Here is a 23956-nt window from a genome sequence, read left to right on the forward strand (position 1 = left end):
CTATAGCTTTTTGAAAGAAAGGGTAATAATGAGATGGTGCCCATGGGCAGATTTGAACTGCCGACCTCTCCCTTACCAAGGGAGTGCTCTACCCCTGAGCTACATGGGCGAAATTGTTTGGAGCGGGTGAAGGGAATCGAACCCTCACCGTAAGCTTGGAAGGCTTCTGCTCTACCATTGAGCTACACCCGCATACTCACTTTTTTGCTCCAAGTAAGAATTTTTGGTGGAGGGAGAAGGATTCGAACCTTCGAAGCTCACGCAACAGATTTACAGTCTGCCCCCTTTGACCGCTCGGGAATCCCTCCAAAAGAGAACGCTAGTTTATTGGCAACTCAGATTCCCGTCAAGATTTTTTTTCATTTATTTCTTTAAAAATACCCAAGCTTTTGCTTTTAAACGCTATTTATTTAAACTGAATGATTTTTTCATACTTAGCCATCAGTTCTTCGTGCGTTTCAGGATGCTCTTCATCGATCAAGATACAGTCGACAGGACATACCTGTTGGCACTGAGGCTCATCGTAATGGCCTACACATTGCGTACACAAATTTGGATTGATTTCGTAAATTTCTTCACCTTGCGAAATGGCATCATTAGGGCATTCCGGTTCGCACACATCGCAGTTAATGCACTCATCTGTAATAAAGAGCGACATTTCTATTTCCTTTTTTCTTAAATTATCAAAACCGATTGGGCGCGGATTATAGCACAAATGACGTCGGAACAATCCGTTTAAAAGAATGTTTTACACCTTGGGAATGATTCTCAAATTCTATACTATTCAGCAACTTGCGAATAGAGCGATAATTCAAACCTACTCATTCCCGCCTTTCCTTCCCGATAAATTTCCAGCCAATCCGGTTTTTCAGGCAGCTTCCCTGCTTCAATATAGACCATTGCCCCATTTTTCAAGTGGCTTTGCAATCGGATAAACAGATTTTGCCAATCTTCCCATGCAAACGGCGGATCAAGAAACACAACATCAAATTTTTCAGACGGCCTTGTCAGATAAGCCATGCCGTCTGAACACACGATTTCCACCTGTTTCAAACCTAATTCACAGATATTTTTCTGAAGCGTTTGAACAGTTTGGCGGTGGTTATCGACCATTAACACTTTTGCCGCATTACGAGAAGCGGCCTCCATTCCTAAAGCACCGCTACCGCTGAATAAATCTAATACCGTTTTGCCGGTTAAATCCTGACCCAGCCAGTTAAACAGTTTTTCACGCACGCTGTCAGGCGTCGGACGCAGACCATCTGCAGACAGAAAAGTTAACTTCCTCCCTCTGCATTGCCCGCCAATAATGCGTACTTGATTGGTGTGCTTGGAATGTTTGTTATTTGCCATGATTTTAAAAAAATGCCGAGTTTTCAGACGGCCTCAATTATATAGTGAAACTGCCATCAAGCCGTATTTCACTCTATTCTTTTAGAAACAAAAAGGCCGTCTGAAAATCATTTTTCAGACGGCCTTTTTCTACCCAAGCTTTAACCAATTATTCCTTCGGTACAGGCGGTTCAATTTGCTCTTTCCAGCCGCATTCTTTTTGCGGGCAGACTTTTTCCACACCCCAGCGTTTGGTGGTTTTGATGGTCAAAACCGGCCACGCGCATTTCGGACAGGTTTCTGCAACAGGTGGATTCCAAGTGGCGTAGTTGCAATCCGGATAGGTGCTGCAACTGTAAAACAGTTTGCCGTAACGGGATTTGCGCTCGACGAGGTTGCCTTTTTTGCATTGCGGGCATTGGACGCCGGTGTCTTTCGGTTTTTCCAGCGGTTCAACGTGTTTGCATTTCGGATAGTTGGCGCAGCCGATGAATTTGCTGCCGGTGCGGCTGTATTTGTACACTAGGCGACCGCCGCATTTAGGGCATTCGCGCCCGTCGAGTTCGGCTTGTTCTGCTTCCGCTTTGGCAATGCGTTCGGCAGCTTCTTCTGCAGTTTCGTTGACATTGCGCGTGTAGCTGCACTCGGGATAACCGGCACACGCGACGAAACGACCCATTTTGCCGAATTTGATTTGCAGTTTGTGTTCGCCGCATTTCGGACAGGTTTCGTCGAGTTCCTGCGTGGTAAATTTGGCGCGTTCGATGCCCTCTTTTTCTTCCACTTGTTTGATGAACGGTTTCCAGAATTTGTCCATCACGGGAATCCAACGGCGTTTGCCGTTGGCAATTTCGTCAAGCTGGTCTTCAAGTTTGGCGGTGAAGTGGTAATCGACATATTGGGCGAAGTGTTCGGTCAAGAATTTATTGACGATGTCGCCTGTGTCGGTGGGCATGAAGCGTTTTTGCTCAAGGGTAACGTATTCGCGGTCTTTGAGCGTAGAGATGATGCTGGCGTAGGTCGAAGGGCGGCCGATGCCGTATTCTTCGAGGGCTTTAACCAGTGTGGCTTCGTTGTAGCGTGGAGGCGGAGTGGTGAAGTGTTGTTCGCCGTAGAGTTTGTCCACGGGCAATTTGTCGCCTTCGCTCATTTCGGGCAGTTTTTTGCTGTCTTCGCCTTCTTCATCGTCGCTGCTTTCTTCGTAAACGCTGAGGAAACCCGCGAAGGTTTGTACTTGTCCGGTTACGCGGAACACGCCTTTGCCGACGGTAATATCGACGGTGGTTTGGTCGAATTTGGCGGGCGTCATCTGACAGGCAACGGTGCGCTGCCAAATCATTTGATAGAGTTTGAACTGGTCTGCGCTCAGGAAGGGTTTGACGCTTTCGGGCGTGCGGTACACGGAAGTCGGACGGATGGCTTCGTGCGCTTCTTGGGCGTTTTTGGATTTGGTTTTGTATTGTTTGGCGGCACTCGGCAGATATTCTTTGCCGATTTTATTTTCAATGTAATGGCGGATTTCGGTTAACGCTTCATCGGCCAAGTTCACGCTGTCGGTACGCATATAGGTAATCAGACCGATAGCGCCCTGCCCTACGTCTATACCTTCGTAAAGCTGCTGGGCGGTACGCATGGTGCGGTCGGTGGTGAAGCCGAGTTTGCGCACGGCATCCTGCTGCATGGTAGAAGTGGTGAACGGCGCGGCGGGGTTGCGGCTGCGCTTTTTCTTTTCGATGGCGGTAACGACGGCTTCTTTGCCTTCGAGTTCTTTCAACACATCAGCTTGCGCGGCTTCGTTCGGCAGGTCGAATTGTTCGAGTTTCGCGCCGTTGTATTGGGCGAGTTTGGCGGTGAACTTGCTGCGGCCTTTGTGGCTGTCGAGATGCACTGTCCAATATTCCTGCGCTTCAAACGCGCGGATCTCGTTTTCGCGTTCGCAAATCAGACGCAAGGCGGGACTTTGCACACGACCCGCGCTCAAACCGCGGCGGATTTTTTTCCACAGCAACGGCGAAAGGTTGAAACCGACCAGATAGTCCAAAGCGCGACGGGCTTGTTGCGCATCAACCAAGTCCATTTCAATTTCGCGCGGATGGGCAACGGCATCGAGCACGGCGTTTTTGGTAATTTCATGGAACACGACACGCTGCGGCTTGATGTTTTTCAGGCCGCGTTTGGATTTGAGGATTTCAAAAAGATGCCAGGAAATCGCTTCGCCTTCCCTATCCGGGTCGGTTGCGAGGTAGATGTTTTCGGCTTCTTTGGCTCCGGCAACGATGGCATCGACGTGTTTGCTGTTGCGGCTGATCAATTGGTATTTCATGGCAAAGCCATTGTCGGGATCGACTGCTCCGCTTTTCGGAACCAAATCGCGGACGTGGCCGTAAGACGCCAAGATTTCAAAATCACCGCCCAGATATTTTTTCAGGGTTTTGGCTTTGGACGGGGATTCGACGATTAATAGGTTTTTCGCCATTGTTGTTCTCTTTTGGATGTATTGGATTTATGTTTCAGACGGCCTTTATTATTGAGGCCGTCTGAAAAAAGGTTTAGTGCATCACGTTTTGTCCGGTCAACGCACTCATCAAGTCGTCGCCAATCAGGACGGGCAACTCGCTTTTGTGCATCCACAACACTAGCAATACCAACACTTTGGCGGTATCGAGGGTAATTTCGTCCGATGGAATGTGCATCAGGGCGTGAATGACGATTTCGCGTTGCTCATAAGTAATTGCGTGTTCGGTAACCAAATATTGCATCAAGCCCATGACTTCCTGCGGCAGGTTTTCAGCTTCTTCACGGCAGAATACGCGCAGGGAGTCGCTGTTAAACGGCTCGGCATAGAATTCGGACGTATTGAACAAGACTTCCATCATCATCAATGTATTGCCGATTTCCGTAGCATCAAAACCCGCATCTTCCAAGAGGCGACCCAAGTCCTCCGGAGGCGGACAATTGTCGAAATCTTGGAAGTGTTCGATTAAATAGGCAATGACTTCGGTCATGCTGGTTCCTTAAATATAGATAATTTATGCTTTGACACGCTGATAACGGCCGCCCGGCAAGGCGGCGACGATACCGTCAAGTTCGTATTCCAAAAGCTGTGCGTACACATCTGCCGCTGCCGTATTGGTTTGTTGCGCCAAAATATCGGGGTGTATCGGGTCGTAACCCATTGCGTCCAATAAAGCGCTAGTTGATGGGGCAGCAGATAGGTTTTCAGACGGCCTTTGCGGTTCATCCACTATTGTTTTTGGTTGCAGACGTTTGGTTTGATCGTTTTTCGGTTTGACCGTCTTATTTATAGAATATGATGGAACAGGCGTATTTTGCAATAGCTGCGGACACTCATGGAGAATATCGTCCAAACATTCAACCAGTTTTGCCCCGTCTTTAATCAGCTTGTGACAGCCTTTGCTATGCGGATTGTCTATCGAACCGGGTACCGCCATCACTTCACGCCCCATCTCCGCCGCCAGCTTGGCAGTAATCAATGAGCCGGATTCCAATGCCGCCTCGACCACCAATGTCAGCTGCGACAACGCGGCAATTAGACGGTTGCGGCGCGGAAAGTTGCCTGCGAACGGACGCGTGTCCAAAGGGAACTCGCTGACAATCAAGCCTTTTTCAGCAATTTCATAAGCAAGGTTTTTATTGGACGGCGGATAAATGCGGTCTATACCGGTTCCCCAGACGGCAATGGTACCGCCATCTGCCTGCAATGCGCCCTGATGGGCGGCGGTATCGATACCCGAAGCCATGCCCGATACGACGGGAATGCCTTTTTCGCTCAACGCCCTGCCGAAATCTTTGGCAATCCGCATTGCCTGCGGCGTGGCATGGCGGCTGCCGACAATCGCGGCAGAAGGTGTGTGCAGCAGCTCTGCATTACCGCGTAAAAACAAGACCGGCGGCGCGGTAATGCCTTGTGTCAGCATTTCGGGGAAATCATCATCTTGCAGCAACAACAGACGGCAACCGTCCTGCATTTCCCATTGTAAAGCGGCTTCGGCAGACTGCTGCGCCAAAGCCCGTTTATCCGTATTACGCCACGACTCGGCCGCCTGTTTATGGCGCACCAACGCGGCAATTTTGTCTGCCGGCGCATTCAAGGCTGCTTGTGCGCTACCGAATTGCTGCAACAGCACCAAAAAACTTTCTGCGCCGATATAGGGCGTAAATGCCAGTTGCAACCAAGCAAAACGCTCGTTTTCCGTCATCAATCTGTTCCCTTTTCGTAATGGTTGTTCAGACGGCCTGAAGTAAATAAAGGCCGTCTAAAAATTTCATTGATATAAAACTTCTGTCGGCTTAAAAGGCAAAATAACCATGCCTAGCCATATCATTATTTTTATAAAGTATTGCTTGTCTAAACACACCGTCAAATGACGATGCCGTCTGAAAAACCTGATGGCTTTCAGACGGCCTTTTTTGTGTTTGAACCGATATTGCGCTTATTCTTCGGATTTGTCGGCGCTGCGGCGCGATACGCTGATACCGAGTTGTTTGAGTTTGCGGTAAAGGTGTGTACGCTCCAAGCCGACCTTTTGCGCCACGCGGCTCATATTTTGGCCTTCTTGGGCGATATGGTACTCAAAGTAGCGGCGCTCGACTTCTTCCCTCAATTCGCGCAAAGGCATATTGAAATTGAAGCCGCCGATGATTTCTGTCGCCGTCGCATTTTCCTTCTGACCTAAAGCCACGGCAACAGCCTGCTCGTCCACTTCTTTGCCGTCAGATTCCAACATGATGTTTTTCACCGTTTCGGCAAGCTGGTCGTAATTGCCCGGCCAATCGTATTGGCGCAAAACCACCAACGCGCTGTCGCTGAATTTTACCGGCTGGATTTTTTGACTTTCGGCCAAATCGGTCATGATGCGGTTGATTAAAAAGACGATATCGTCCGGTTGGCTGCACAAAGAAGGAACATCGATGCGCTCTTTCAACAGCTCTGCCAGTCTGCCGGTAACGACGTCATCAGCGCTCTCACCGCGTTTAAAACCGCATGAAGCAATCACACGGACATTATAGCGGTCGGCTTTCTCCAGCAAGAAAGCAATGCCGTTTTGGATGTTCTTGCTGTACCGGGCAATATCGCCGACATACAAAATACCGCCTGATGCCTTTTGCAACAGCTCCATCGGCATATCGACAATGTGTTCGACACGGTCGGTTGCCACCCAAGGCGTACCGCTTTTGTGCAGATAGCGGGCGACAATCTCAAACGGCGAACCTGCCTCACCGGCAAACAACAGCGGGCGGTTGTGTTTGGCAGCCGCTTCAATGCTGCCGTTCATTTCTTGAATGACGGAACTGTTGCCTAATTTGTCCAAAGTCATACCGGAGACCGTCTGAACTTCGCCATGTTTCAAGGCGCGTTCTACTGCGGACAAGAGTTTTTGCAGGGCAATCGGTTTTTCCAGAAAATCGAGTGCGCCGATTTTGGTGGCTTCAACCGCAGTGTCAATGCTGGCATGGCCGCTCATCATCACCACAGGCATATTGAGTTGGCCGTTTTTCGCCCACTCTTTCAACAAAGTGATGCCGTCGCAATCGGGCATCCAAATATCCAGCAACACCATGGCCGGACGCGTTTGATAACGCAATTGGCGCGCTTCTTCGGCATTTTCGGCCAAAGTGACGGTATAGCCTTCGTCTTGAAGGATCTCGGAGAGCAGGTCGCGGATGCCTACTTCATCATCTACAATCAAAATATCACTGCTTCGCATAAGTTTCTGCCATTTCCGGTAAAGCTATTTTGACGCACGCGCCGCCACTGTTCTGATTGCTCAGGCTGATACGGCCGCCATGCTCCTCGATAATTTTTTTCACAACGGGCAAACCAAGTCCCGTTCCTGTCGGTTTGTCGGTAACGTACGGCTCAAAAGCATTGTGCAGCATTTCTTTGCTGAAACTTTTGCCGTTGTTGCAGACGGTCAGGAAAACCTGTCCGCCTTCGCGCCCTGTTTCGACTTTTACTTGCGGCGTTTCGTCCGACTCTGCCGCTTCTGCGGCATTCTTAAATAAGTTATGCAACACTTGGCGCATCGCCGTCGTATCGGCAACAATCGGCAAGGTGTCGGCGCTGAGCCGCGCATTAAACTTGCACACGCCGGCCTCATATAATACCAATACTTCCGACACCAAACCGTTTAAATTTTGTTTTTCTAAATTCAGCGACGGCGCACGCGCATAGTTGCGGAACGCTTCGACCATTTCTTTCAGCGCGGCCACCTGTTTGACGATGGTATCGGTTGAACGGCTGAGAATTTGGGCGTCTTGTTCATCTAGTTTATCATGCAATTTCCATGCCAATCTCTCGGCGGAAAGCTGGATAGGCGTAAGCGGATTACGGATTTCGTGCGCCAAACGTTTTGCCACTTCGCCCCATGCGGCCTCTTTTTGCGCCCGCATCAAGACGGTAATGTCATCAATCACCATCACCACGCCGTTATCATTGTCTTCCGGCAAAATGGTGGCTTTGCCCAACAAGATTCGGGCATCATCGGGCGCGGCGTATTCGACTTGGACGGGTTTGTTGCTATCGGCGGTTTCATTAATGGCGGCAAACACATCGGCCAACAGAGTTTGCTGCAGCGATTCGCCGTGCCATTGATGCCAGTTACTGCCCCACAAAGACACCAGCGAAACGCCCAAAATCTGTTCGGCGGCCTTGTTAAAGGTTTTCAGACGGCCATCGGCATCCAAAGTAATCACGCCTGTGGTCAAACTTTCCAACACGCATTCCAAATAATGGCGAGCGGCTTCTTCGCGCAAACGGTTGCGCTCGTCTGCCTCTTTGGCAATCGCTAATTGCTCGGTCATGTGGTTGAATAACTGGGTCAAACGGCCGAACTCGTCATTGCGAAATACCGGCCGAGTCTGGCTGAAGTCACCCTGAGCCACCGCCCGCGCACCCTCTGCCAGCGACAATACCGGTGCCACAAAACGGCGGGCAAAATACAAAGCCATCACCAGCGCCAAAAAGATGGCCAATAATGTCGCGACCAACAGCGTGGACAGGAAAAAGGTTTGCAGGCTTTTTTTGGTATAACTCAGTTCGGCATATTTGGCTCGGGCCGCTTCAATCAGCGTCGCGTCTTGGGCAACATCTTTCGGAATCGGCTGCCGGAAAAACAACGCATAATCCTGATTTTTATGCGTACCGATCAGCATCCAGCCTTGAGCATACAGCACGCCGCCGATGTTTTCCAAGCTGCGCACCGAACCGGTCTGCTCCAGCTGCTCCCATCCTTCTTTGTTGAGTTCGGGTTGATTTAGTTTCAGGGGATTGATGTTTTTCTCGGCTTTATGGGTGGTCGCGTTATAAAGCGCCAGCTGGGCAAAGTCGGCAGTAAGTGCCGATTTTGCCAGCGTCTGCCCTAAATTGCCGTCCAGTGAAGCGGCACTGATTAAGTCGATCTGCACCGGTGTGGCGTTACTGACAGCGTTGTCCACCGCCAAGTTCAGCGCGGATTTGCTCAAGTTTAAGCTGCGCTCCAGAGCCTCATGGGTATCGTTGCCAAACCAAGAATTAATCGTACCGTTAATAAACTGGGCGGAAATACCGAACAAAAACACGCCCGGCAATACGGCAACCAAGGTAAACATCCCCGACAGCCGACGCGCAATCTGCGAACCGAACACGCTTTTGCTGTTGTCGCGCATCAAAAGTACGACATAGCGTACCAACACCGCCGCCAACACCAGCAACAGCAAACCGCACAAGGCGACAATCCACCAGAAGTAATCGGACAATACGTTGCTGCTGCCCGTTGCAACAGTCAGACCGTACAACAAAACAACGGCGAATACGGCGGCAATCAGGAGAAAGCGGCGCATGGTTTACTCCTGCACGACCGACAAGGATTTCCAACCCGAATCCAAATGCCAGTTTTTAGACGTCAGGGCATTGATTTGGAACGGTTTGGGCAGCTTGGCGGTTGTCAGCAGCAGGCGGATTTCAGCCTTCGTGTCTTTGGCGGCCACATCACTCAGCGCGCCCTTGGACAAAACCTTCCAATTCGCGACCGCGCCCACTGCGCGCAAGGCAGTCTCAAGCGTTTCGTACTCGGTAGAAAACGTACCGACGGTAACGCGATAGCGGTTGGTCAGCGGATGGAAGGACAATTTGTATTGAATCGTGCTGTCGTTGTTGAGCAGCTGGTCGAACTTGAATTTATAAGACGCCACGGACGGCGCTGACAGCTGCCAACTCAAATTGAAATGCAGGGGGACGCCCTGTTTGAGTGCTTCTTTAAGCTGGTCGGGCAGGTCGGTGCGGAAACGGCTGCTGACAGAAAGCTGTCCGGCATGGGTCAGCTTTGCCTCGGCACGGGTCGCACTGATGCCCTCGCCCGCTGCGTTCAGCGACACGGCAAGCAAGAGCGGTACAATCAGCGTTTTACTGCTTTCTAATAAGCGCGTAATAAAAGCCATCTTGATGTTTGTTCGGTAAGAGCACATGCGATTCGATCAACTCGGCATCGGCATGGCGGTTAAGGAATTTTTGCAACTGACCGTCGTTTTCTTCGACAAAGACCGAGCAGGTAGCCAGCAACATCCTGCCGTTTTTCGTCAGGGTCTGCCACAGCGCGTCTAATAATGCTTCCTGTTGGCGTGCGGTTTTGACGGCATCGGTCGGGCGGCGCAGCCATTTCACGTCGGGATTGCGCCGCGCCACACCCGAAGCGGTACACGGCACGTCGGCCAAGACAGCGTCAAAGGCCTTGCCATCATACCACGCTGTCAAGTCCTGCGCATCGGCACAAGTCAAAGAGGCCGTTTGAAAGCCTAAACGGTCAAGATTGCTCTTCACCCTGTTCAGACGGCCCTCGTCTATATCCAAAGCGGTAACATGACAATCTGCCAGTTCCAAGATATGGCCCGTCTTGCCGCCCGGCGCCGCACAGGCATCGAGAATACGTTCGCCGTCTTTCGGGTTCAACAAATAGGCGGCGCGTTGCGCACCAAAATCCTGCACCGACACCAGGCCGTCTGAAAAACCGGGCAGGCGGCTTACCGGCACGGCTTCTTCCAACATCACGGCGTATTCGTCCAAAGCCCTGGCCGGAATACCTTCCGCAGCCAGTTTTTCCAAATAGCTTTCGGCATTGCCGTGTCGGCGGTTGACGCGTAAAGTCATCGGCGGATGCGATTTCAGCGCGGTGGTGATGTTGTGCCAGTGTTTCGGATAATGGTTTTTCAGGTATGCCACCCACCACAGCGGCAGGTTGTGTTTCGCCACATCGTCTTTTTTGCACGAAGCCTCCAGCTTCTCCCGCTCGCGCAAAAAACGCCGCAAAATCGCGTTGGCAAACGAGCGGAACTGGCCGCGGCCGATTTTGGCAATGCTTTCCACCGCCTCATTGACCACGGCATGAGGCGCATTGCGCGTGTAATGCAGTTGGTACATCGCCGCCAAAAGCAGGCTTTCGAGCTGAGGATTGTCAATCGGCTTCTTCAGCATTTGACCAAGCATGTGCTTCAAACTGCCCAAATAACGTTGGCAACCGTAGGCAATATCCTGCAACGCGCCGTTTTCCTGCGCCGTCAGCTGCGGATGCGCCGCGCGGATTTCCGCCAAGACATCCTGAAGATTGCGCCCTTCGGCAACCGCGGCAACGCTATCGGCGGCCAGTTTTTGGGCGAGGGACATACTCATATTTTTGCTTTCTGATTCATATTTGATTTCACGTGTTCGGAGGATTTCAGACGGCCTGTTCGGCTGCCAGCAATGCCCGATAATATTCGGCATCTGTTTTGGAAAAACAGCAAAAGATGATTTTTTCCACTGCCGGACATTGCGGCAAGGTTTGTTGCAAACTCTCCAAAGCGATACGCGCGGCGGCTTCGGCCGGAAAGCGGTACACACCGGTACTGATGCACGGAAAGGCGATGCTGTGGAGATTGTGTTTCTGGGCAAGCAGCAAGGAATTGGCGTAGGATTGTGCCAATTTGGCCTCTTCATTTTGTTTTCCGCCAAACCATACCGGCCCGACCGTATGAATGACATAACGCGCAGGCAAACGATAGCCTTTGGTTATTTTGGCTTCGCCTGTCCGGCAACCGCCCAAAGTGCGGCACTCGTCCAGCAGCTCTTTGCCCGCGGCGCGGTGTATCGCACCATCTACGCCTCCACCGCCCAACAGCGATGAATTAGCAGCATTGACAATCGCATCGACTGCCAATCGGGTAATATCGCCTTCGATCACTTCAAAAACAGCCATTGTTTTCTTTCCTCTACGTTGATTTCCAGCCTGTTACAAAACTGTTCCGACTTCAATCGTCCGACCTGCCGCAAATGCCTGTATGCTCATGCGTTTGCTGCCGGAAGGCTGCAATTCGGTGATGTTCAGCGCATTTTCACCGCAAGCCACCAGCAGGCCGTCTGAAGTGCAGGACAACACCTCGCCTGCCTTACCCTGCTTGGCCACGACTTCGGCACGCCAGATTTTCATCGGTTTGCCTTGATACTCGACCCATGCGGCAGGAACGGGGTTAAAGGCGCGGATTTTGCGTTCGATAATGTGCGCGGACTCGTTCCAATCGATACGCGCTTCTTCTTTGCTTAATTTTTGGGCATAAGTCACGCCCTCTTCTGGCTGCTTAACCGCGTTCAGACGGCCTTCAGCCTGCAGCCGCTGCAAGTCGGCAACAATCGCTTCCGCACCCAAACCCATTAACGCGTCATGCACTTCGTTGGCAGTGTCCGTAGGTTGGATGGCATAGCGGTGTTCGCTGACCACATCGCCGGTGTCCAAGCCGATGTCCATCTGCATGATGCACACGCCGGTTTCGGCATCGCCGGCTTCAATCGCACGTTGAATCGGTGCCGCGCCGCGCCAACGGGGCAACAGCGAAGCGTGGATATTGAGGCAGCCATGTTTGGGCGTATCCAACACATCCTGCGGCAAAATCAAGCCATACGCGGCCACCACCATCACATCCGCGCCTGTATCTTTGAGCATTTGCAGGGCTTCAGCGTTATTGCGCAACTTTTCCGGCTGCGCCACGGTCAAACCCAATTCCAAGGCAGCCTGTTTGACCGGCGATGCGGTCAACTGCATGCCGCGGCCTTTAGGGCGGTCGGGCTGGGTCAACACCAGCGGAATTTCAAAACCTGCGGCAGCGATGGCTTTCAAGGCGGCGGCGGCAAAATCGGGCGTACCGGCAAAGATGACTTTCATGTTGTGTCCTTGTGGAAATGGTTTGAATGGCGCGTTGGACAAACTGTTTCAGCTGAAAAGGCCGTCTGAAAGATTGAAAACCGAAGTCTGCCTTCTGTTTTGTCTTTTCAGACGGCCTTTAAGCGATGCGTAGGTCAGATGGTGTGTTTCTGACGTTTTTTCAGTTTGGTTTTGATGCGGCCTTGTTTCAGCTGCGACAAGTGTTCGACAAACACGATGCCCATCAGGTGGTCCAATTCGTGCTGCACGCAGATTGCCAACAGGCCGTCTGCTTCCAGCGTGAATTTCTCGCCTTTTTCGTTCAAGGCTTCAACTTTGACGCGCTCGGCACGGGTTACGGTATCGTAAATGCCCGGTACGGACAGACAGCCTTCTTCATAAGTCGTCTCGCCGTCTTTTTCGACAATGACGGGATTGATGAACACGCGCGGCTCGCTGCGGTCTTCGGTCAAATCCATCACGACGATGCGCTCGTGTACGTCGACCTGAGTGGCCGCCAAGCCGATACCGCGTGCTTCGTACATGGTTTCAAACATATCGGCAACCAATGTCTGGATGCGCTCGTCGATTTTTTCAACAGGTTTGGCGACCGTGTGCAAACGCTCGTCGGGGTATTGGAGGATGTTCAGTAAAGCCATAATATTCTCGTTTTATAAAGCTGATGTGTGATTTTCATACAGATTCGGTTTCCGCCGCCACAATCTCCTGTCATGACAGCAACATTCAATGCTAAAATAACGCCGAAAAATGTTAAGATAGCGCGACGGAGGCCGTTCGTTATCGTATTGATGAATGGGCGGCAGTTTCGCAAACTCCAGCCTTCTCTGTTTATCATCTGAAGACAAACCGAATCGATTTCAAGGGGAACGGTTATGCAACAACGTATTATAACCCTGCTTTGCATGGCAGGCATGGCTATTTCTGCCCACACTCAGGCAGCTTCTTTAAAAATCCGCCCCAATGCGCCACAACGCTACGTCGTTAAAAACGGCGATACCTTGTGGGGTATTTCCGGCAAATATCTGTACAGCCCATGGCAATGGAACCGCCTTTGGGGCGCTAACCGCAACGCTATCCGCAATCCGCATCTGATCTATCCGGGTCAGGTGTTGGTTTTACGCTACATCAACGGTCAGCCGCGACTGGGTTTTGAACATGCCCAAACCCGTTCAGACGGCATTCCCGTGATCAAACTGCATCCGCGCGTACGCGAAACTTCCGGCTACGGCATTCCGACCGTCAATGTCAACCTCTACCGCATGTTCATGAAACATCCGCAGATTATCGCTCCGGAAGAAACCGCCAACGCGCCGCGCCTGATTGCCGGCCCCGACAACCGCGTCCTCTACACCCAAGGCAACCGCGTGTACGCATACGGCCTGACCGAACCCGGCCGCTACCTGACCTACCGCGTCAATAAAAACATCACCGACCCGGAAACCGGCAAATTTCTCGGCCAAGAAGTTGTGTTCAGCGGCATCGCCAACACGCTGCCTTACACCGACTCCGCCTTGGAAAACCGCACCCGCGCTTCTGACGAAAAACTCAAAAGCAACGAGTATTACACCCAAGTCAACAAAGCCATGAAGCTGCGTACCCAATCCGCGCAACCTTTGGTTATCGAAGAAGCCGTTTCCGAAATCCGCAAAGACGACTATCTGCTGAAACTGCCCGAAGGCCTCGACAGCTTCAATGTTATGCCTCACGCCCCTGCCCGTCCGATTCAGGCCAAAGTTGTTTCCATCTTCGACGGCGTGGGCGAAGCAGGTCAGTTCCAAACCATTACTTTGGATAAAGGCGAACTCGACGGCTTGGACAAAGGCACTGTGGTCAGCCTCTACAAACGCGGCCGCCAAGTCCGTGTCAATCTGTCCAACAACCTGATTCGCAAGCCGAAAGACAAAGATACGGTTGAATTGGTTTCCATTCCGGCGGAAGAAATCGGCTTGGCAATGGTGTACCGCACATCCGACCATCTGGCCTCCGCCATTATTTTGGAAAGCCTGAACAGCATTTCCATCGGCGATACCGCTTCCGAACCCGGCCGTGATTTGGACAATATGGCCGATGAAAAAACCATGGACAAGCCTGCTGAAGACGAACAGGAAAGAGAAATCGAACTGGAAGTCCGCAGCTGATTGAGCTTTCTTAGCCGCCATCCGGCAAATAAAGGCCGTCTGAAAACCTGTTTTTCAGACGGCCCTTTGATTGCTGCCCATCAGAATAAATAAAATCTGTAACGCGTTGTTTAAAGCGCAAACAACATCTTATTTCTCAAGCCGGTAATCAGCTATTCCCTTTTCTATCGTTTTTCCGTTCTGCTATTCCAATCAGAAATATGAAAAGCCCAGCACGCTATTTATTGGCTGTTGATTATTCCATCTATTCCTGCCAATCAAAAAGGCCGTCTGAAGATTGAACTGCACCCCAAAAGTTGGACATCCCCCTCCAACTCACAGGTGCAGTTTTTTTATGAGCAAATATACATTACACTTCAAATACCAAGCCGTACTCCACTACCTGCACATACGCAGCCAACAGCGTACCGCAGACCACTACGGCATTTCCCGAACCCACCTGCGACGATGGATACGCACCTATCAGGAAGGCGGTATCGGCGCACTCGAACATCCCCAATCCAAAACCATGAACCAACACCGCAAAAACCCCTTCATCGCCGACAAACCCGACCATGAAAAAAACACAGGCAGAGCTTATCGAAGAGTTGTGCTATATGCGCGCAGAGGTCGCCTACCTAAAGGAGTTGAAAGCCCTCAGCCAAAAGCAGACCGAAAAGGACAAAGCCAAACCGTCCAAACACTGAGGGCGCAACACCCGCTCAAATACCTGCCGCACATCGCAAACCTGCCCAAAAGCAGCTTTTACCACCACCATCAAGACCGACCCGACCCCGACGCAGCCGACAAAGCCCTCCTCGTCGAAACCTACCGACGACATAAAGGACGCTACGGGCAAAGGCGCATTGCCGCAGCATTGGGTTGGAACCGCAAAAAAGTGGCGCGGCTGATGAAGCAGCTAGGACTGAAAGCCCTCATACGGGCGAAAAAAGCCTACCGCCATCCCGCCATGGGCGAAATATCGGAACACCTCCTCAAACGCCGGTTCAAAGCCCAAAAGCCCAACGAAAAATGGCTGACCGACGTGACCGAACTCAAAGGAAAGGACGGCAAACTGTACCTCTCGCCAATCTTGGACTTGTTCAACCGAGAAATCGTCGCCTACGCCATGAGCCGCAATGCTAACAGCAAAATGGTGAAGGAAATGCTCGAAAAAGCCGCACCCCGGCTGACTGATAAAGGAACGATGCTTCATTCTGACCAAGGTGTGCTGTATCGTACGGCGGGGTATAGGGAATTGCTTGCCCAACATTCCATGGTTCAAAGCATGCCGCGTAAGGCGAATTGTTGGGACAATGCGCCGATGGAAAGCTTCTTTGCGGTGTTGAAGACGGAGTGTTTCTATAACGCAGGAGAATTGACGGTGGACGAATTGATGAAGCAGATAGATGATTATATGGATTACTACAACCGCGAGCGTTGCAGTTTGAAATTGAAAAAGCTGAGTCCTGTCGCATACAGAACCCAGCTTGCACAGAGCGCCTGAATAGGCTTTTATGAGTGTCCAAGATTTGGGGGCCAGTTCAGATTTCAGACGGCCTTTTTATCCACAACTCAAATCCGATTATTTGAATTTATAAGTGTATTGCAAGCCCAAGATGTCCGCTTTGTTTTTGAAGCGGGCAGAGGATGTACCGCGGCTGTCTACGTCGTTGCCGCTGGCTTTGCCTGTGCGGTAAACCGTGTCATTGATGTGGATATGGCTGTACGCCGCATCGATAACATGGTTTTTACCCAGTTGATATTTAGCGCCGACGGAGAACCAGATACGGTTGCCGTCAGGCAGGCTGTTCATGCGGTCTTCGGCGCTTTTAACCGGTGATTTGTCGAAAGCGATACCGGCACGCAGTTGCAATGGTTCGGTAACTTGGTAAGAGCCGCCGAATGCAACTTTATAAGTGTTGCGCCAGTTAGGCGTGATGACGGTACGGTTAGATTTGCCGTTGACAACGTTTTTGGTGTTTTCAAACACCAGCTCGGCTTTGTTAAAGCGGCTGTGGCGCGTCCAAGTCACATCGCCGAACAGGTTGGTTTTGTCGGTGGCGCGGTACATACCGTGAACAGACAAAGACTCAGGCGTGACGATTTTTACGCTGGCTTTTTCGTTCGGCACATAACCGCGTGCAGCCATTGCACCCAAATCCCAAGCGCGTTTTGCATATGCGCCGTCCGCTTCCCAATCGGCAGTGCCTTTCAGCGTATGCGATACTTTGGAGCGGTAGTTCACACCCACGCGTGCACGGTCGTTAATGTCCCACATCCACGCCAGTTGATAGCCGAAGCCCCAATCGTGGCCTTTTACATCGGCATGACCGTCAGCTTTGCCGGTTGCATCGACAGCAACGGGACGGCCTGCTTGATGGGAAGCCAAGCTGCTGGCCAACTGGCTGATGGCGCCGGAAGCGTCCCAGTCGGAGTATTTGCGCAATTCGGCTTTGGAATATTGGGCAATTAAACCGGCACCGACGGCGTGTTGCTCATTCAGTTTCCACGCGACTACCGGCTCGATGGCGATGGTGGTCAAACCCAGTTTGTTGATGTTGTGGCGCAATACGGAATCTTTTTCGTATTCTGTTGCGGAACCGAAAGGAACGTACACGCCCAAACCCAAAGTCACATCGTCGCTGGCTTTGTACGCGCCATAGACGTGCGGAGCAATAGTGGTTTCGGTAATTTTGCCGCTGGTCGAGCCGCTGACATCGGCACCTGTGCGGAAGTGTTTCGCAGATTCCGCTTCATAATGAATGCTTGGGAAAACGATATTGGCGTTGACGGAAATTTGGCTGCTGTCGAGTTTGCTCAAACCGGCCGGATTGTAGAAAATGGTTGAGGCATCGGCGGCTTCGGCGGCGGCGTTGGCCGTGCCTTGTGCGTTAACGGATTGTGTGCCGAAGTGGTAACCGGAAGCTTGGACAGCGGTAGATAAAAGTGCTGTGCTTAAAATAAATGCTGTTTTTTTCAGATTGAAATGAATCATTTTGGTTTACCGTGAAAGTGGCGGACAAAGAAAAAGGCCGTCTGAAACGTCCTTTATTGATTTAGTATAGGTACTCAATTCTATACTACATCGTTATTCTTGCCTATTATTTTCGGTTTTTTACATAACAAATATCCAAAATACAAAAAAGCAGGCTGAAGGCAGCCTGCTTTTTCCACTTAGTAAAACATTGATTCGATTATTTGACTTGCAGCACTTCCAATGTGTTGGTCGAACCGGATTCACGCATTTTCGAGCCGCTGGTAATGATGTATTGGTCGCCAGAACACAGAATTTGGTGTTCGACCAACACAGCTTCCACTTCGTTCAGCGCAGTATCGTGGTCGGTACTGGTTGCCAAAATCATCGGACGCACGCCGCGATACATCGCCATGCGGCGTTGTGCGGAAATGCTCGGGGTCAGGGCGAAAATCGGCAAAGTGATGTTGTGGCGGCTGATTTCGAAGGCGGTTGAGCCGCTTTCGGTCAGGGCGACAATCGCTTTGGCATGAACCGCACGCGCTACGCCGACTGCGCCGCCGGCAATCGCCAAGTTGGTGCTGACGGCTTCGGGATACTCGACTTGTTCGGCAACGCCATTGAGCGAGTCCTGCTCTTTTTCGGCTGCTGCGCAGATAATCGCCATTTGGCTGACGGTTTCAAACGGGTATGCGCCGACGGCGGTTTCGGCGGAACACATCACCGCATCGGTGCCGTCCAACACCGCGTTTGCCACGTCGCTCACTTCGGCGCGGGTCGGTACGGGGTTGGTAATCATGGATTCCATCATTTGGGTCGCGGTAATGCTGAAGCGGCGCAACTCGCGGGCGCGGCGGATCATGCGTTTTTGCAGGGCAGGAACGGCGGCATGACCAACTTCCACTGCCAAGTCGCCGCGGGCAACCATAATACCGTCGCTGGCGAGGATGATTTCGTCCAGATTTTCAATGGCTTCTACGCGCTCGATTTTGGAAACCAAACCGGGGCGTACGGCTGTACTGCCTTTCATTTCTTCTTCGACTTTGGCGCGTGCGATGTGCAGATCTTCAGCAGATTTCACAAAGCTGATGGCCAAGTAGTCGCAACCGATGGCAATCGCCGTTTTCAGGTCACGAAAGTCTTTTTCGGTCAACGCACCGGCAGACAGGCCGCCGCCGCGTTTATTGATACCTTTGTTACTTTTCAGTACATGGCTGTTTTCTACTCTTGTAATAATCTTACTTCCTTCAACCGCTTCAACGGTCAAAGTCAACAGGCCGTCGTCCAGCCACAAAACATCGCCGGCAACGACGTCATTTGGCAAATCGCGGTAGTCCAGGCCAACCGCTTCGCGTGTGCCTTCGCCTTCAAGTGCGGCATCCAAAATCAAGGTTTCACCCTTATTCAGCTCGATGCTGCCGCCGGCAATTTTGCCGACACGGATTTTCGGGCCTTGCAAGTCGGCAAGAATAGCCACTTCCTGACCTGCACGTTTCGCGGCTTCGCGCACGATGCGGGCATTTTCTTCATGGAACTCAGGGGTACCGTGGCTGAAGTTAAAACGGATGACATTAAGACCGCCGACACGGATCATGTCTTCCAACAATTGCACATTGTTGCTGCCCGGACCCAATGTGGCGACAATTTTGGTATTGTGACTGATACGGGTTAAATCACGTTGCAATTCGCTCATGTAAACGTCCTTTCCTGTTGATTCCACGTTTGATAATGAAGAAGATTGTACGCTTAATGCAATAATGTTGGCGTAAAATTACATGATTTTCTGACTTAAACTAAATTTATTTTTGCATTAACCTACTTTTCTATCGGATACAATACACTCTCACGTCGTCATTTTTGATTTTCAGACGGCCTCCCTCATACTAATAGAATACTCAACTGATCCATGAAACGTTTTTTGACTCCGCTACCCATCGGCATCGTTTTGGCCGACCTAATCTACGGTTTCGTACTCAATGTCATGCAAGGCTTAAATTTGCAACAAACCGCCTCCAACCAATCCGGTACCATTTCCGTTACGCCCGACATTGCCTTCAACAGCCTGCAAATCGTCGCCAACGGCGGCATGGTCTGCATCATCGGCTTCGGTTTGATTGTTTTGTTCCAACTCAACCGCGCTGTATTACGCCAACAAATCCTGCCCATCGGCATTTTCCGAACCCTCGGCCTGTTGGCTGTTTTGGCATTCAGCATTTCGTCTTTGTGGGAATGGTTGCATGCCGCTTTGTCGCTGCTTTCCGGTCACAACGTTTTAAACTTCAGCAACCCGCGTTATCTGGTTACCGCAGCCTGCATGCCCATCATCGCTTTCTTGTGCATCTTGCGTCTGTACAATTGGTATCGCCTGCATCGGACTGTTGCCACTGACGACACCTCCACAACCCTCTAAGCAAGCTGCAAAAAGGCCGTCTGAAACAGGAAAACCTATTTCAGACGGCCTTGTCATTGTATATCTCAACGTTGATGGCTGGTTTCTACACCAGCCTTAATCTCACCATACATTTGCGAGCTGCCTCCGCTGCCTGATGCGCAGGCCGCCAAGCTCAGTGTCAAAACAGCCACGGTCAAAATCTTCAACATTGAGTGTTCTCTTTCTACAAAAATTATTTCGGGTCGCAACGGAAATGGTAAGCGCAGATTTCAAATCCGTTTTTGAAGTAGAGACGATGGGCATCGGCACGGTCATGGTTCACATGGACATTCAGATGGATTTTGGTTGCCCCGGTTTCCGCACCGATTTTGCGTACTTCTTCCAACAAGCGAGAAGCATAGCCTTTTTGGCGGCATTGCGGCATGGTTACGAGATCATCAATATGGATATGGTAACCGCTGGCCAAGTTATGTGCAGTATGGAAACCGCATACGGCTACGGCATTTTGTTTGCCTTCTTCAAAAATACCCAGCAGACGGTAGCCGGTTTTGCGCTGATGCTCGTTGATTTGTTCGACAAAACGGTGAATATCGGTCAACGATGAACGCAGAACACTCAAGGCCGCAAAAGCAGTTGCAGTTTCTTCCGGCTGAATTTCACGCAATACGCCGATCACAGGTGCGGCAGCTTGTGGCTCAGGCTGCACATTGGCCGCTTCCGCACGCTCGGCGGCATGTTTTTCTTCAATCGCCTGCGCCAACAAAACGCGCTCGACCGGCACTTCGCCCTGCTGTTTGCTCTCTTGTTCTTTAAGCAAGGCTTTGCAGTCAATCACGCGCAAATCATTATCCGCCGCAAAGTCCATCAAGAAACGGAACATTTGCGGATTGTCTTCTTCCAACTTTTTATCGACCGCCACACAACGGACATTATCCACCAAAATCGGACGCACCCAATTCGAATAGGAAAGGCGGTTGTCTTTAGTGAAGGAAGACAAAATACCGCACAGGCGCTCCGCCCAGTCGCTTGGTCGGAAAATCTTGCCTTTGCTGGTCGTACCATGGATCACAACTTCATAAGGATTACACACTAACATAAGCAGCTTCCTGAGAGTAAATGGCTGAAGGAATATTTCGCCAGTGCCAACATCAGAAAAAGTTCCGATACATAGCAACAGATTATTGAAAAAATATCAGTAAGGTTTTGAAATACGACAATGATGAGACGGCTTGCCGATCCTGACAATCCGTTTCAAATTCTTTGATTATTATACCCGATACGCCTCTTTTTCTTCAAAAATCATTTGAAAAATAACAACAGGCCGTCTGAAAACAAGTATTTCGGTTTCAGACGGCCTGCATATTTTAAATATCAATACAACAATTTCTTGCGGGGCTTTTGCTCGCCACTGGATTTAATTTCTGACAAATTGAAATTCAGTATGCTCAAATCCAAAATGCTTTCAGAAGTGCATTGATCGCCAAAGGCATTTTCATAAGTGGCCTTCAGTTTCAACACGCCGCCAAATGTCTGGTCCGGCAATTCGGCAGCCAGCGCCAACATGCTTGCAAACACGCCGCCATACAATTCGCCCGATGCCAACATATCCACACCGCCGGAAAACATCTCCAAGCGCATAACCGCATCGGCGACCAGCTTGCTCGGCAAGTGATCCGGCAAAGACTCTACCTCAAAACGCACATTCTTCGCCAAGCCCTTACCGCTATTGCGGACAATCAAAACCAATAAATCCGTTTGACCGTCAGAACGCTGCAACGTCGCATGCAAAACAGGATGAATGCTCTCTTTTTTAATCAGCTGCTCACGATGCAATATCTTGCTTTTTGCTTTGGATCGTGCAGAGACGACAGCCCAAATCAACCAAACCAATGCAACGGCAGAAATGGCAGTGACCAAAAGGGGAAGGTTGGTCAAATAGGCTTGCTGATTAAACCAAACTTGTGCTGCCAAAAATCCGGCAAAGAAAATCAAGACGTATAAAATTGGGGCAAACCGGCTTTGTATGGATGAGTGCATAAGTTTTCCTACATTTCGTGTCGTGTTATAAAAAATAATGCCTTTTGAGCAAATGATGTCATTAACTCAGAAGGCATTATTTTAACGTAATTTTAACGCAATTTGCTTAGGGACTGACATAGATTAGCAGTTATGCTAGGCATACGAAAATGCAGATAACCAATTGTAAATTAAGAAAGAGAGTTCAAAAGAAACTACTTGAATTTTTTGTACTCCAAGTTACCTCCCGCTCCGCTGCCGATATTTTGGGCATTCAGCCCAACTCCGCTATTCTGTTCTACCGCAAAATTCGTATGGTTATCAGCCATTATCTGGCCTTGGTTGCCGATGAGGTTTTTGAGGGCTCTATTGAATTGGACGAAAGCTATTTCGGCGGACGGCGCAAAGGCAGACGCGGTCGCGGTGCGGCAGGAAAAGTGGTTGTCTTCGGCATTCTGAAACGCAATGGACGGGTCTATACCGTTGTGGTGGATAATGCCAAGTCTGAAACGTTACTCCCTGTCATTAAAAAGAAAATCATGCCGGACAGCATTGTTTACACGGATAGCCTGAGCAGCTACGACAAGTTGGACGTAAGCGGTTTTATTCATTACCGCATCAACCATTCCAAGGAATTTGCAGACCGTCAGAACCACATTAACGGCATTGAAAATTTTTGGAATCAGGCAAAACGCGTCTTGCGCAAATACAACGGAATCGATCGCAAATCTTTCCCGCTGTTCTTGAAAGAATGCGAATTTCGATTTAATTTCGGCACACCGTCTCAACAGCTTAAAATCCTGCGGGATTGGTGTGGAATTTAGGGCTAATCTACGTCAGCCCCTTTGCTTAATATCTTGCTTTTTATGAAACTGATATATCAAGCAGACAACTCAAACCGCACAGCTGTGTTTTCAGACGGCCTGAGAGTTTTATCAGGTGTAGGAAAACGTTGCGTTGTTTACACCACAGGTTGAGAATGAAGCCTGCAAGACCTCAAACGGCGTATCGCCGTTCAAACTGCGGTGCGGCTTCACAGTGTTATAGAAATTAACAAAGCGGCACAACTCCTTTCGCCGGTGTTCCGGACTGTCAAACAACTGTTTCCCATGCCACATCTCCATCAGGGTGCGGATAACCCGTTCCGCCTTACCGTTGGTCTGCGGACGGGCAACCCGGGTAAACTTTTGACCAATCCCGTTCTCATAACAGGCTACACCGAAAGCATGGTTGGCCGAGCCTTTATATTCCGTACCGTTGTCGGAGTAAACGCACTCAATCAGGTATGGACAGGGATCAATCAGGTGTCCAGTCAGAAACTTGGCGGCACTGTCTGCAGTTTTGTCCGGCAAAATGGCGGAGTATAGCTCCCTTGAGAAATCGTCGATGGCGACAAACAGGTAATCCCGATTATCGGTGGCTTTCTGCCCTTTGAGCAGCGGCAGCCGTTTGGTATCGAGATGTACCAGCTCTCCGGGGTAGGATTTATTGTAGCGTTTGGCCTGCCTTTTGAGTTTTTCCTGAATGCCGCGTTCTACCTTGGCCAGGCGTTTCATTCCGTACTTTGCCTGTTTGAAACGGTTGTTGGTACTGGTTTGGGGTTTGAGCAGTCTGCCCCTTGCGGCTTTAAGTGCGCGGTAAATGGTGACGCGGCAGACTTGGTAGCGGCGTGCCAGGGAGGTGACGCTTTCCTTTTCCTGCGTGTAGGCCAGCCAAATGGCTTGGCGGTGGTGCGGGGTGAGACGGGTGTTTTTGTGCATGTTCATGTTTCAGTATTCTCCTGGAAATACTGTAAACAACGCTACTAGTTTCTACAGATATGTATGATTACCCTGTTGTTATTCTTGAACAAAAGTACCGAGATTTACGGTTAACTGTTTGGAATATTTGAAATCAAACGATATTTGCGTTAATATGGCGTAAGCATTTATGT

Annotated in this window: 21 protein-coding genes, 3 tRNA genes and 2 pseudogenes; 4 read left to right on the forward strand and 22 right to left on the reverse strand. The window is 50.5% G+C overall.

The features are described from left to right. Positions 1 to 34: 34 nt before the first annotated feature. The 16 genes and pseudogenes from FAH66_RS08870 to def form a co-directional block, all read right to left on the reverse strand. Positions 35 to 109 (reverse strand) — tRNA-Thr (locus FAH66_RS08870). Between the two features lie 9 nt (positions 110 to 118). Further along, positions 119 to 192, reverse strand: a tRNA-Gly gene (locus FAH66_RS08875). Between the two features lie 32 nt (positions 193 to 224). Beyond that, positions 225 to 308: transfer RNA gene (locus FAH66_RS08880), tRNA-Tyr, on the reverse strand. Positions 309 to 406: 98 nt separating this feature from the next. Continuing rightward, positions 407 to 658, reverse strand: a complete 252-nt coding sequence (locus FAH66_RS08885; RefSeq protein WP_003679513.1) for a YfhL family 4Fe-4S dicluster ferredoxin — start codon at positions 656 to 658, stop codon at positions 407 to 409. A 122-nt stretch (positions 659 to 780) separates the two neighbouring features. Continuing rightward, positions 781 to 1353 carry a 16S rRNA (guanine(966)-N(2))-methyltransferase RsmD gene (gene rsmD, locus FAH66_RS08890; protein WP_137041336.1) on the reverse strand — a complete coding sequence of 191 codons (573 nt, stop codon included), beginning with the start codon at positions 1351 to 1353 and terminating at the stop codon, positions 781 to 783. Positions 1354 to 1501: 148 nt separating this feature from the next. Then, a complete protein-coding gene (gene topA, locus FAH66_RS08895; RefSeq protein ID WP_137041337.1) occupies positions 1502 to 3808 on the reverse strand; it encodes a type I DNA topoisomerase in 2307 nt (768 codons plus the stop codon). A 73-nt stretch (positions 3809 to 3881) separates the two neighbouring features. Continuing rightward, complete coding sequence (locus tag FAH66_RS08900) at positions 3882 to 4337, reverse strand: Smg family protein (protein ID WP_003679497.1); 456 nt, start codon at positions 4335 to 4337, stop codon at positions 3882 to 3884. 24 nt (positions 4338 to 4361) lie between these two features. Continuing rightward, a pseudogene (locus FAH66_RS11230) lies at positions 4362 to 4517 on the reverse strand (DprA-like winged helix domain-containing protein); the annotation flags it as partial. 104 nt (positions 4518 to 4621) lie between these two features. Next, positions 4622 to 5552, reverse strand: a pseudogene (dprA, locus tag FAH66_RS08905) (DNA-processing protein DprA); the annotation flags it as partial. Between the two features lie 234 nt (positions 5553 to 5786). Next, a complete protein-coding gene (locus tag FAH66_RS08910; protein WP_049329173.1) occupies positions 5787 to 7061 on the reverse strand; it encodes a sigma-54-dependent transcriptional regulator in 1275 nt (424 codons plus the stop codon). Next, positions 7048 to 9174, reverse strand: a complete 2127-nt coding sequence (locus tag FAH66_RS08915) for a sensor histidine kinase (RefSeq protein WP_137041339.1) — start codon at positions 9172 to 9174, stop codon at positions 7048 to 7050. Before FAH66_RS08915 ends, FAH66_RS08910 begins: the two co-directional genes overlap by 14 nt. A 3-nt stretch (positions 9175 to 9177) precedes the next feature. Next, on the reverse strand, positions 9178 to 9771 hold the full coding sequence (locus FAH66_RS08920; protein ID WP_137041340.1) for a DUF4390 domain-containing protein: 594 nt from the start codon (positions 9769 to 9771) through the stop codon (positions 9178 to 9180). Then, on the reverse strand, positions 9737 to 10996 hold the full coding sequence (rsmB, locus tag FAH66_RS08925) for a 16S rRNA (cytosine(967)-C(5))-methyltransferase RsmB (RefSeq protein WP_137041341.1): 1260 nt from the start codon (positions 10994 to 10996) through the stop codon (positions 9737 to 9739). The genes FAH66_RS08920 and rsmB overlap by 35 nt, the downstream gene beginning before the upstream one ends. A 46-nt stretch (positions 10997 to 11042) precedes the next feature. Further along, positions 11043 to 11561 (reverse strand): O-acetyl-ADP-ribose deacetylase, encoded by a 519-nt coding sequence (locus FAH66_RS08930; protein ID WP_137041342.1) that lies wholly within the window; start codon positions 11559 to 11561, stop codon positions 11043 to 11045. 33 nt (positions 11562 to 11594) lie between these two features. Further along, positions 11595 to 12521: a methionyl-tRNA formyltransferase gene (gene fmt, locus FAH66_RS08935; RefSeq protein ID WP_137041343.1), complete on the reverse strand. Its 927-nt coding sequence runs from the start codon at positions 12519 to 12521 to the stop codon at positions 11595 to 11597. 134 nt (positions 12522 to 12655) lie between these two features. Further along, the gene (gene def / locus FAH66_RS08940) at positions 12656 to 13159 is read right to left on the reverse strand and encodes a peptide deformylase (RefSeq protein ID WP_003678675.1); all 504 of its coding nucleotides are present in this window, start codon (positions 13157 to 13159) and stop codon (positions 12656 to 12658) included. Between the two features lie 234 nt (positions 13160 to 13393). Between def and FAH66_RS08945 the strand changes: the two genes are divergently transcribed. Beyond that, the gene (locus FAH66_RS08945) at positions 13394 to 14659 is read left to right on the forward strand and encodes a LysM peptidoglycan-binding domain-containing protein (protein ID WP_049329177.1); all 1266 of its coding nucleotides are present in this window, start codon (positions 13394 to 13396) and stop codon (positions 14657 to 14659) included. A 334-nt stretch (positions 14660 to 14993) separates the two neighbouring features. Then, positions 14994 to 16145 carry an IS3 family transposase gene (locus FAH66_RS08955; RefSeq protein ID WP_244284934.1) on the forward strand — a complete coding sequence of 384 codons (1152 nt, stop codon included), beginning with the start codon at positions 14994 to 14996 and terminating at the stop codon, positions 16143 to 16145. Positions 16146 to 16223: 78 nt separating this feature from the next. On the opposite strand, the gene FAH66_RS08960 is transcribed toward FAH66_RS08955, so the two are convergent. Both FAH66_RS08960 and pyk read right to left on the reverse strand, forming a co-directional pair. After that, positions 16224 to 17636 carry an OmpP1/FadL family transporter gene (locus FAH66_RS08960; protein ID WP_137041345.1) on the reverse strand — a complete coding sequence of 471 codons (1413 nt, stop codon included), beginning with the start codon at positions 17634 to 17636 and terminating at the stop codon, positions 16224 to 16226. A 199-nt stretch (positions 17637 to 17835) separates the two neighbouring features. Next, on the reverse strand, positions 17836 to 19308 hold the full coding sequence (pyk, locus tag FAH66_RS08965; RefSeq protein WP_137041346.1) for a pyruvate kinase: 1473 nt from the start codon (positions 19306 to 19308) through the stop codon (positions 17836 to 17838). A gap of 213 nt (positions 19309 to 19521) precedes the next feature. Here pyk and FAH66_RS08970 point away from each other — a divergent pair, with 213 nt between their 5' ends. Continuing rightward, positions 19522 to 20025, forward strand: coding sequence for a hypothetical protein (locus tag FAH66_RS08970; protein ID WP_003684697.1), 504 nt, complete (start codon positions 19522 to 19524; stop codon positions 20023 to 20025). 65 nt (positions 20026 to 20090) lie between these two features. Here FAH66_RS08970 and FAH66_RS11155 read toward each other — a convergent pair whose 3' ends face one another. The 3 genes from FAH66_RS11155 to FAH66_RS08980 form a co-directional block, all read right to left on the reverse strand. After that, complete coding sequence (locus FAH66_RS11155; protein ID WP_279638369.1) at positions 20091 to 20216, reverse strand: hypothetical protein; 126 nt, start codon at positions 20214 to 20216, stop codon at positions 20091 to 20093. A 23-nt stretch (positions 20217 to 20239) separates the two neighbouring features. Then, positions 20240 to 21103, reverse strand: coding sequence for a GNAT family N-acetyltransferase (locus FAH66_RS08975; protein ID WP_137041347.1), 864 nt, complete (start codon positions 21101 to 21103; stop codon positions 20240 to 20242). Between the two features lie 275 nt (positions 21104 to 21378). Then, complete coding sequence (locus FAH66_RS08980; RefSeq protein ID WP_137041348.1) at positions 21379 to 22044, reverse strand: COG1361 family protein; 666 nt, start codon at positions 22042 to 22044, stop codon at positions 21379 to 21381. A 149-nt stretch (positions 22045 to 22193) separates the two neighbouring features. On the opposite strand from FAH66_RS08980, the gene FAH66_RS08985 reads away from it, so the two are divergent. After that, complete coding sequence (locus FAH66_RS08985) at positions 22194 to 22847, forward strand: IS1595 family transposase (protein ID WP_137041349.1); 654 nt, start codon at positions 22194 to 22196, stop codon at positions 22845 to 22847. A gap of 111 nt (positions 22848 to 22958) precedes the next feature. Here the strand turns inward: FAH66_RS08985 and FAH66_RS08990 are convergent, their stop codons facing one another. Continuing rightward, on the reverse strand, positions 22959 to 23789 hold the full coding sequence (locus FAH66_RS08990) for an integrase core domain-containing protein (protein WP_137041108.1): 831 nt from the start codon (positions 23787 to 23789) through the stop codon (positions 22959 to 22961). Between the last annotated feature and the right edge of the window lie 167 nt (positions 23790 to 23956).

This window comes from Neisseria subflava (assembly GCF_005221305.1).
Lineage (GTDB): Bacteria > Pseudomonadota > Gammaproteobacteria > Burkholderiales > Neisseriaceae > Neisseria > Neisseria subflava.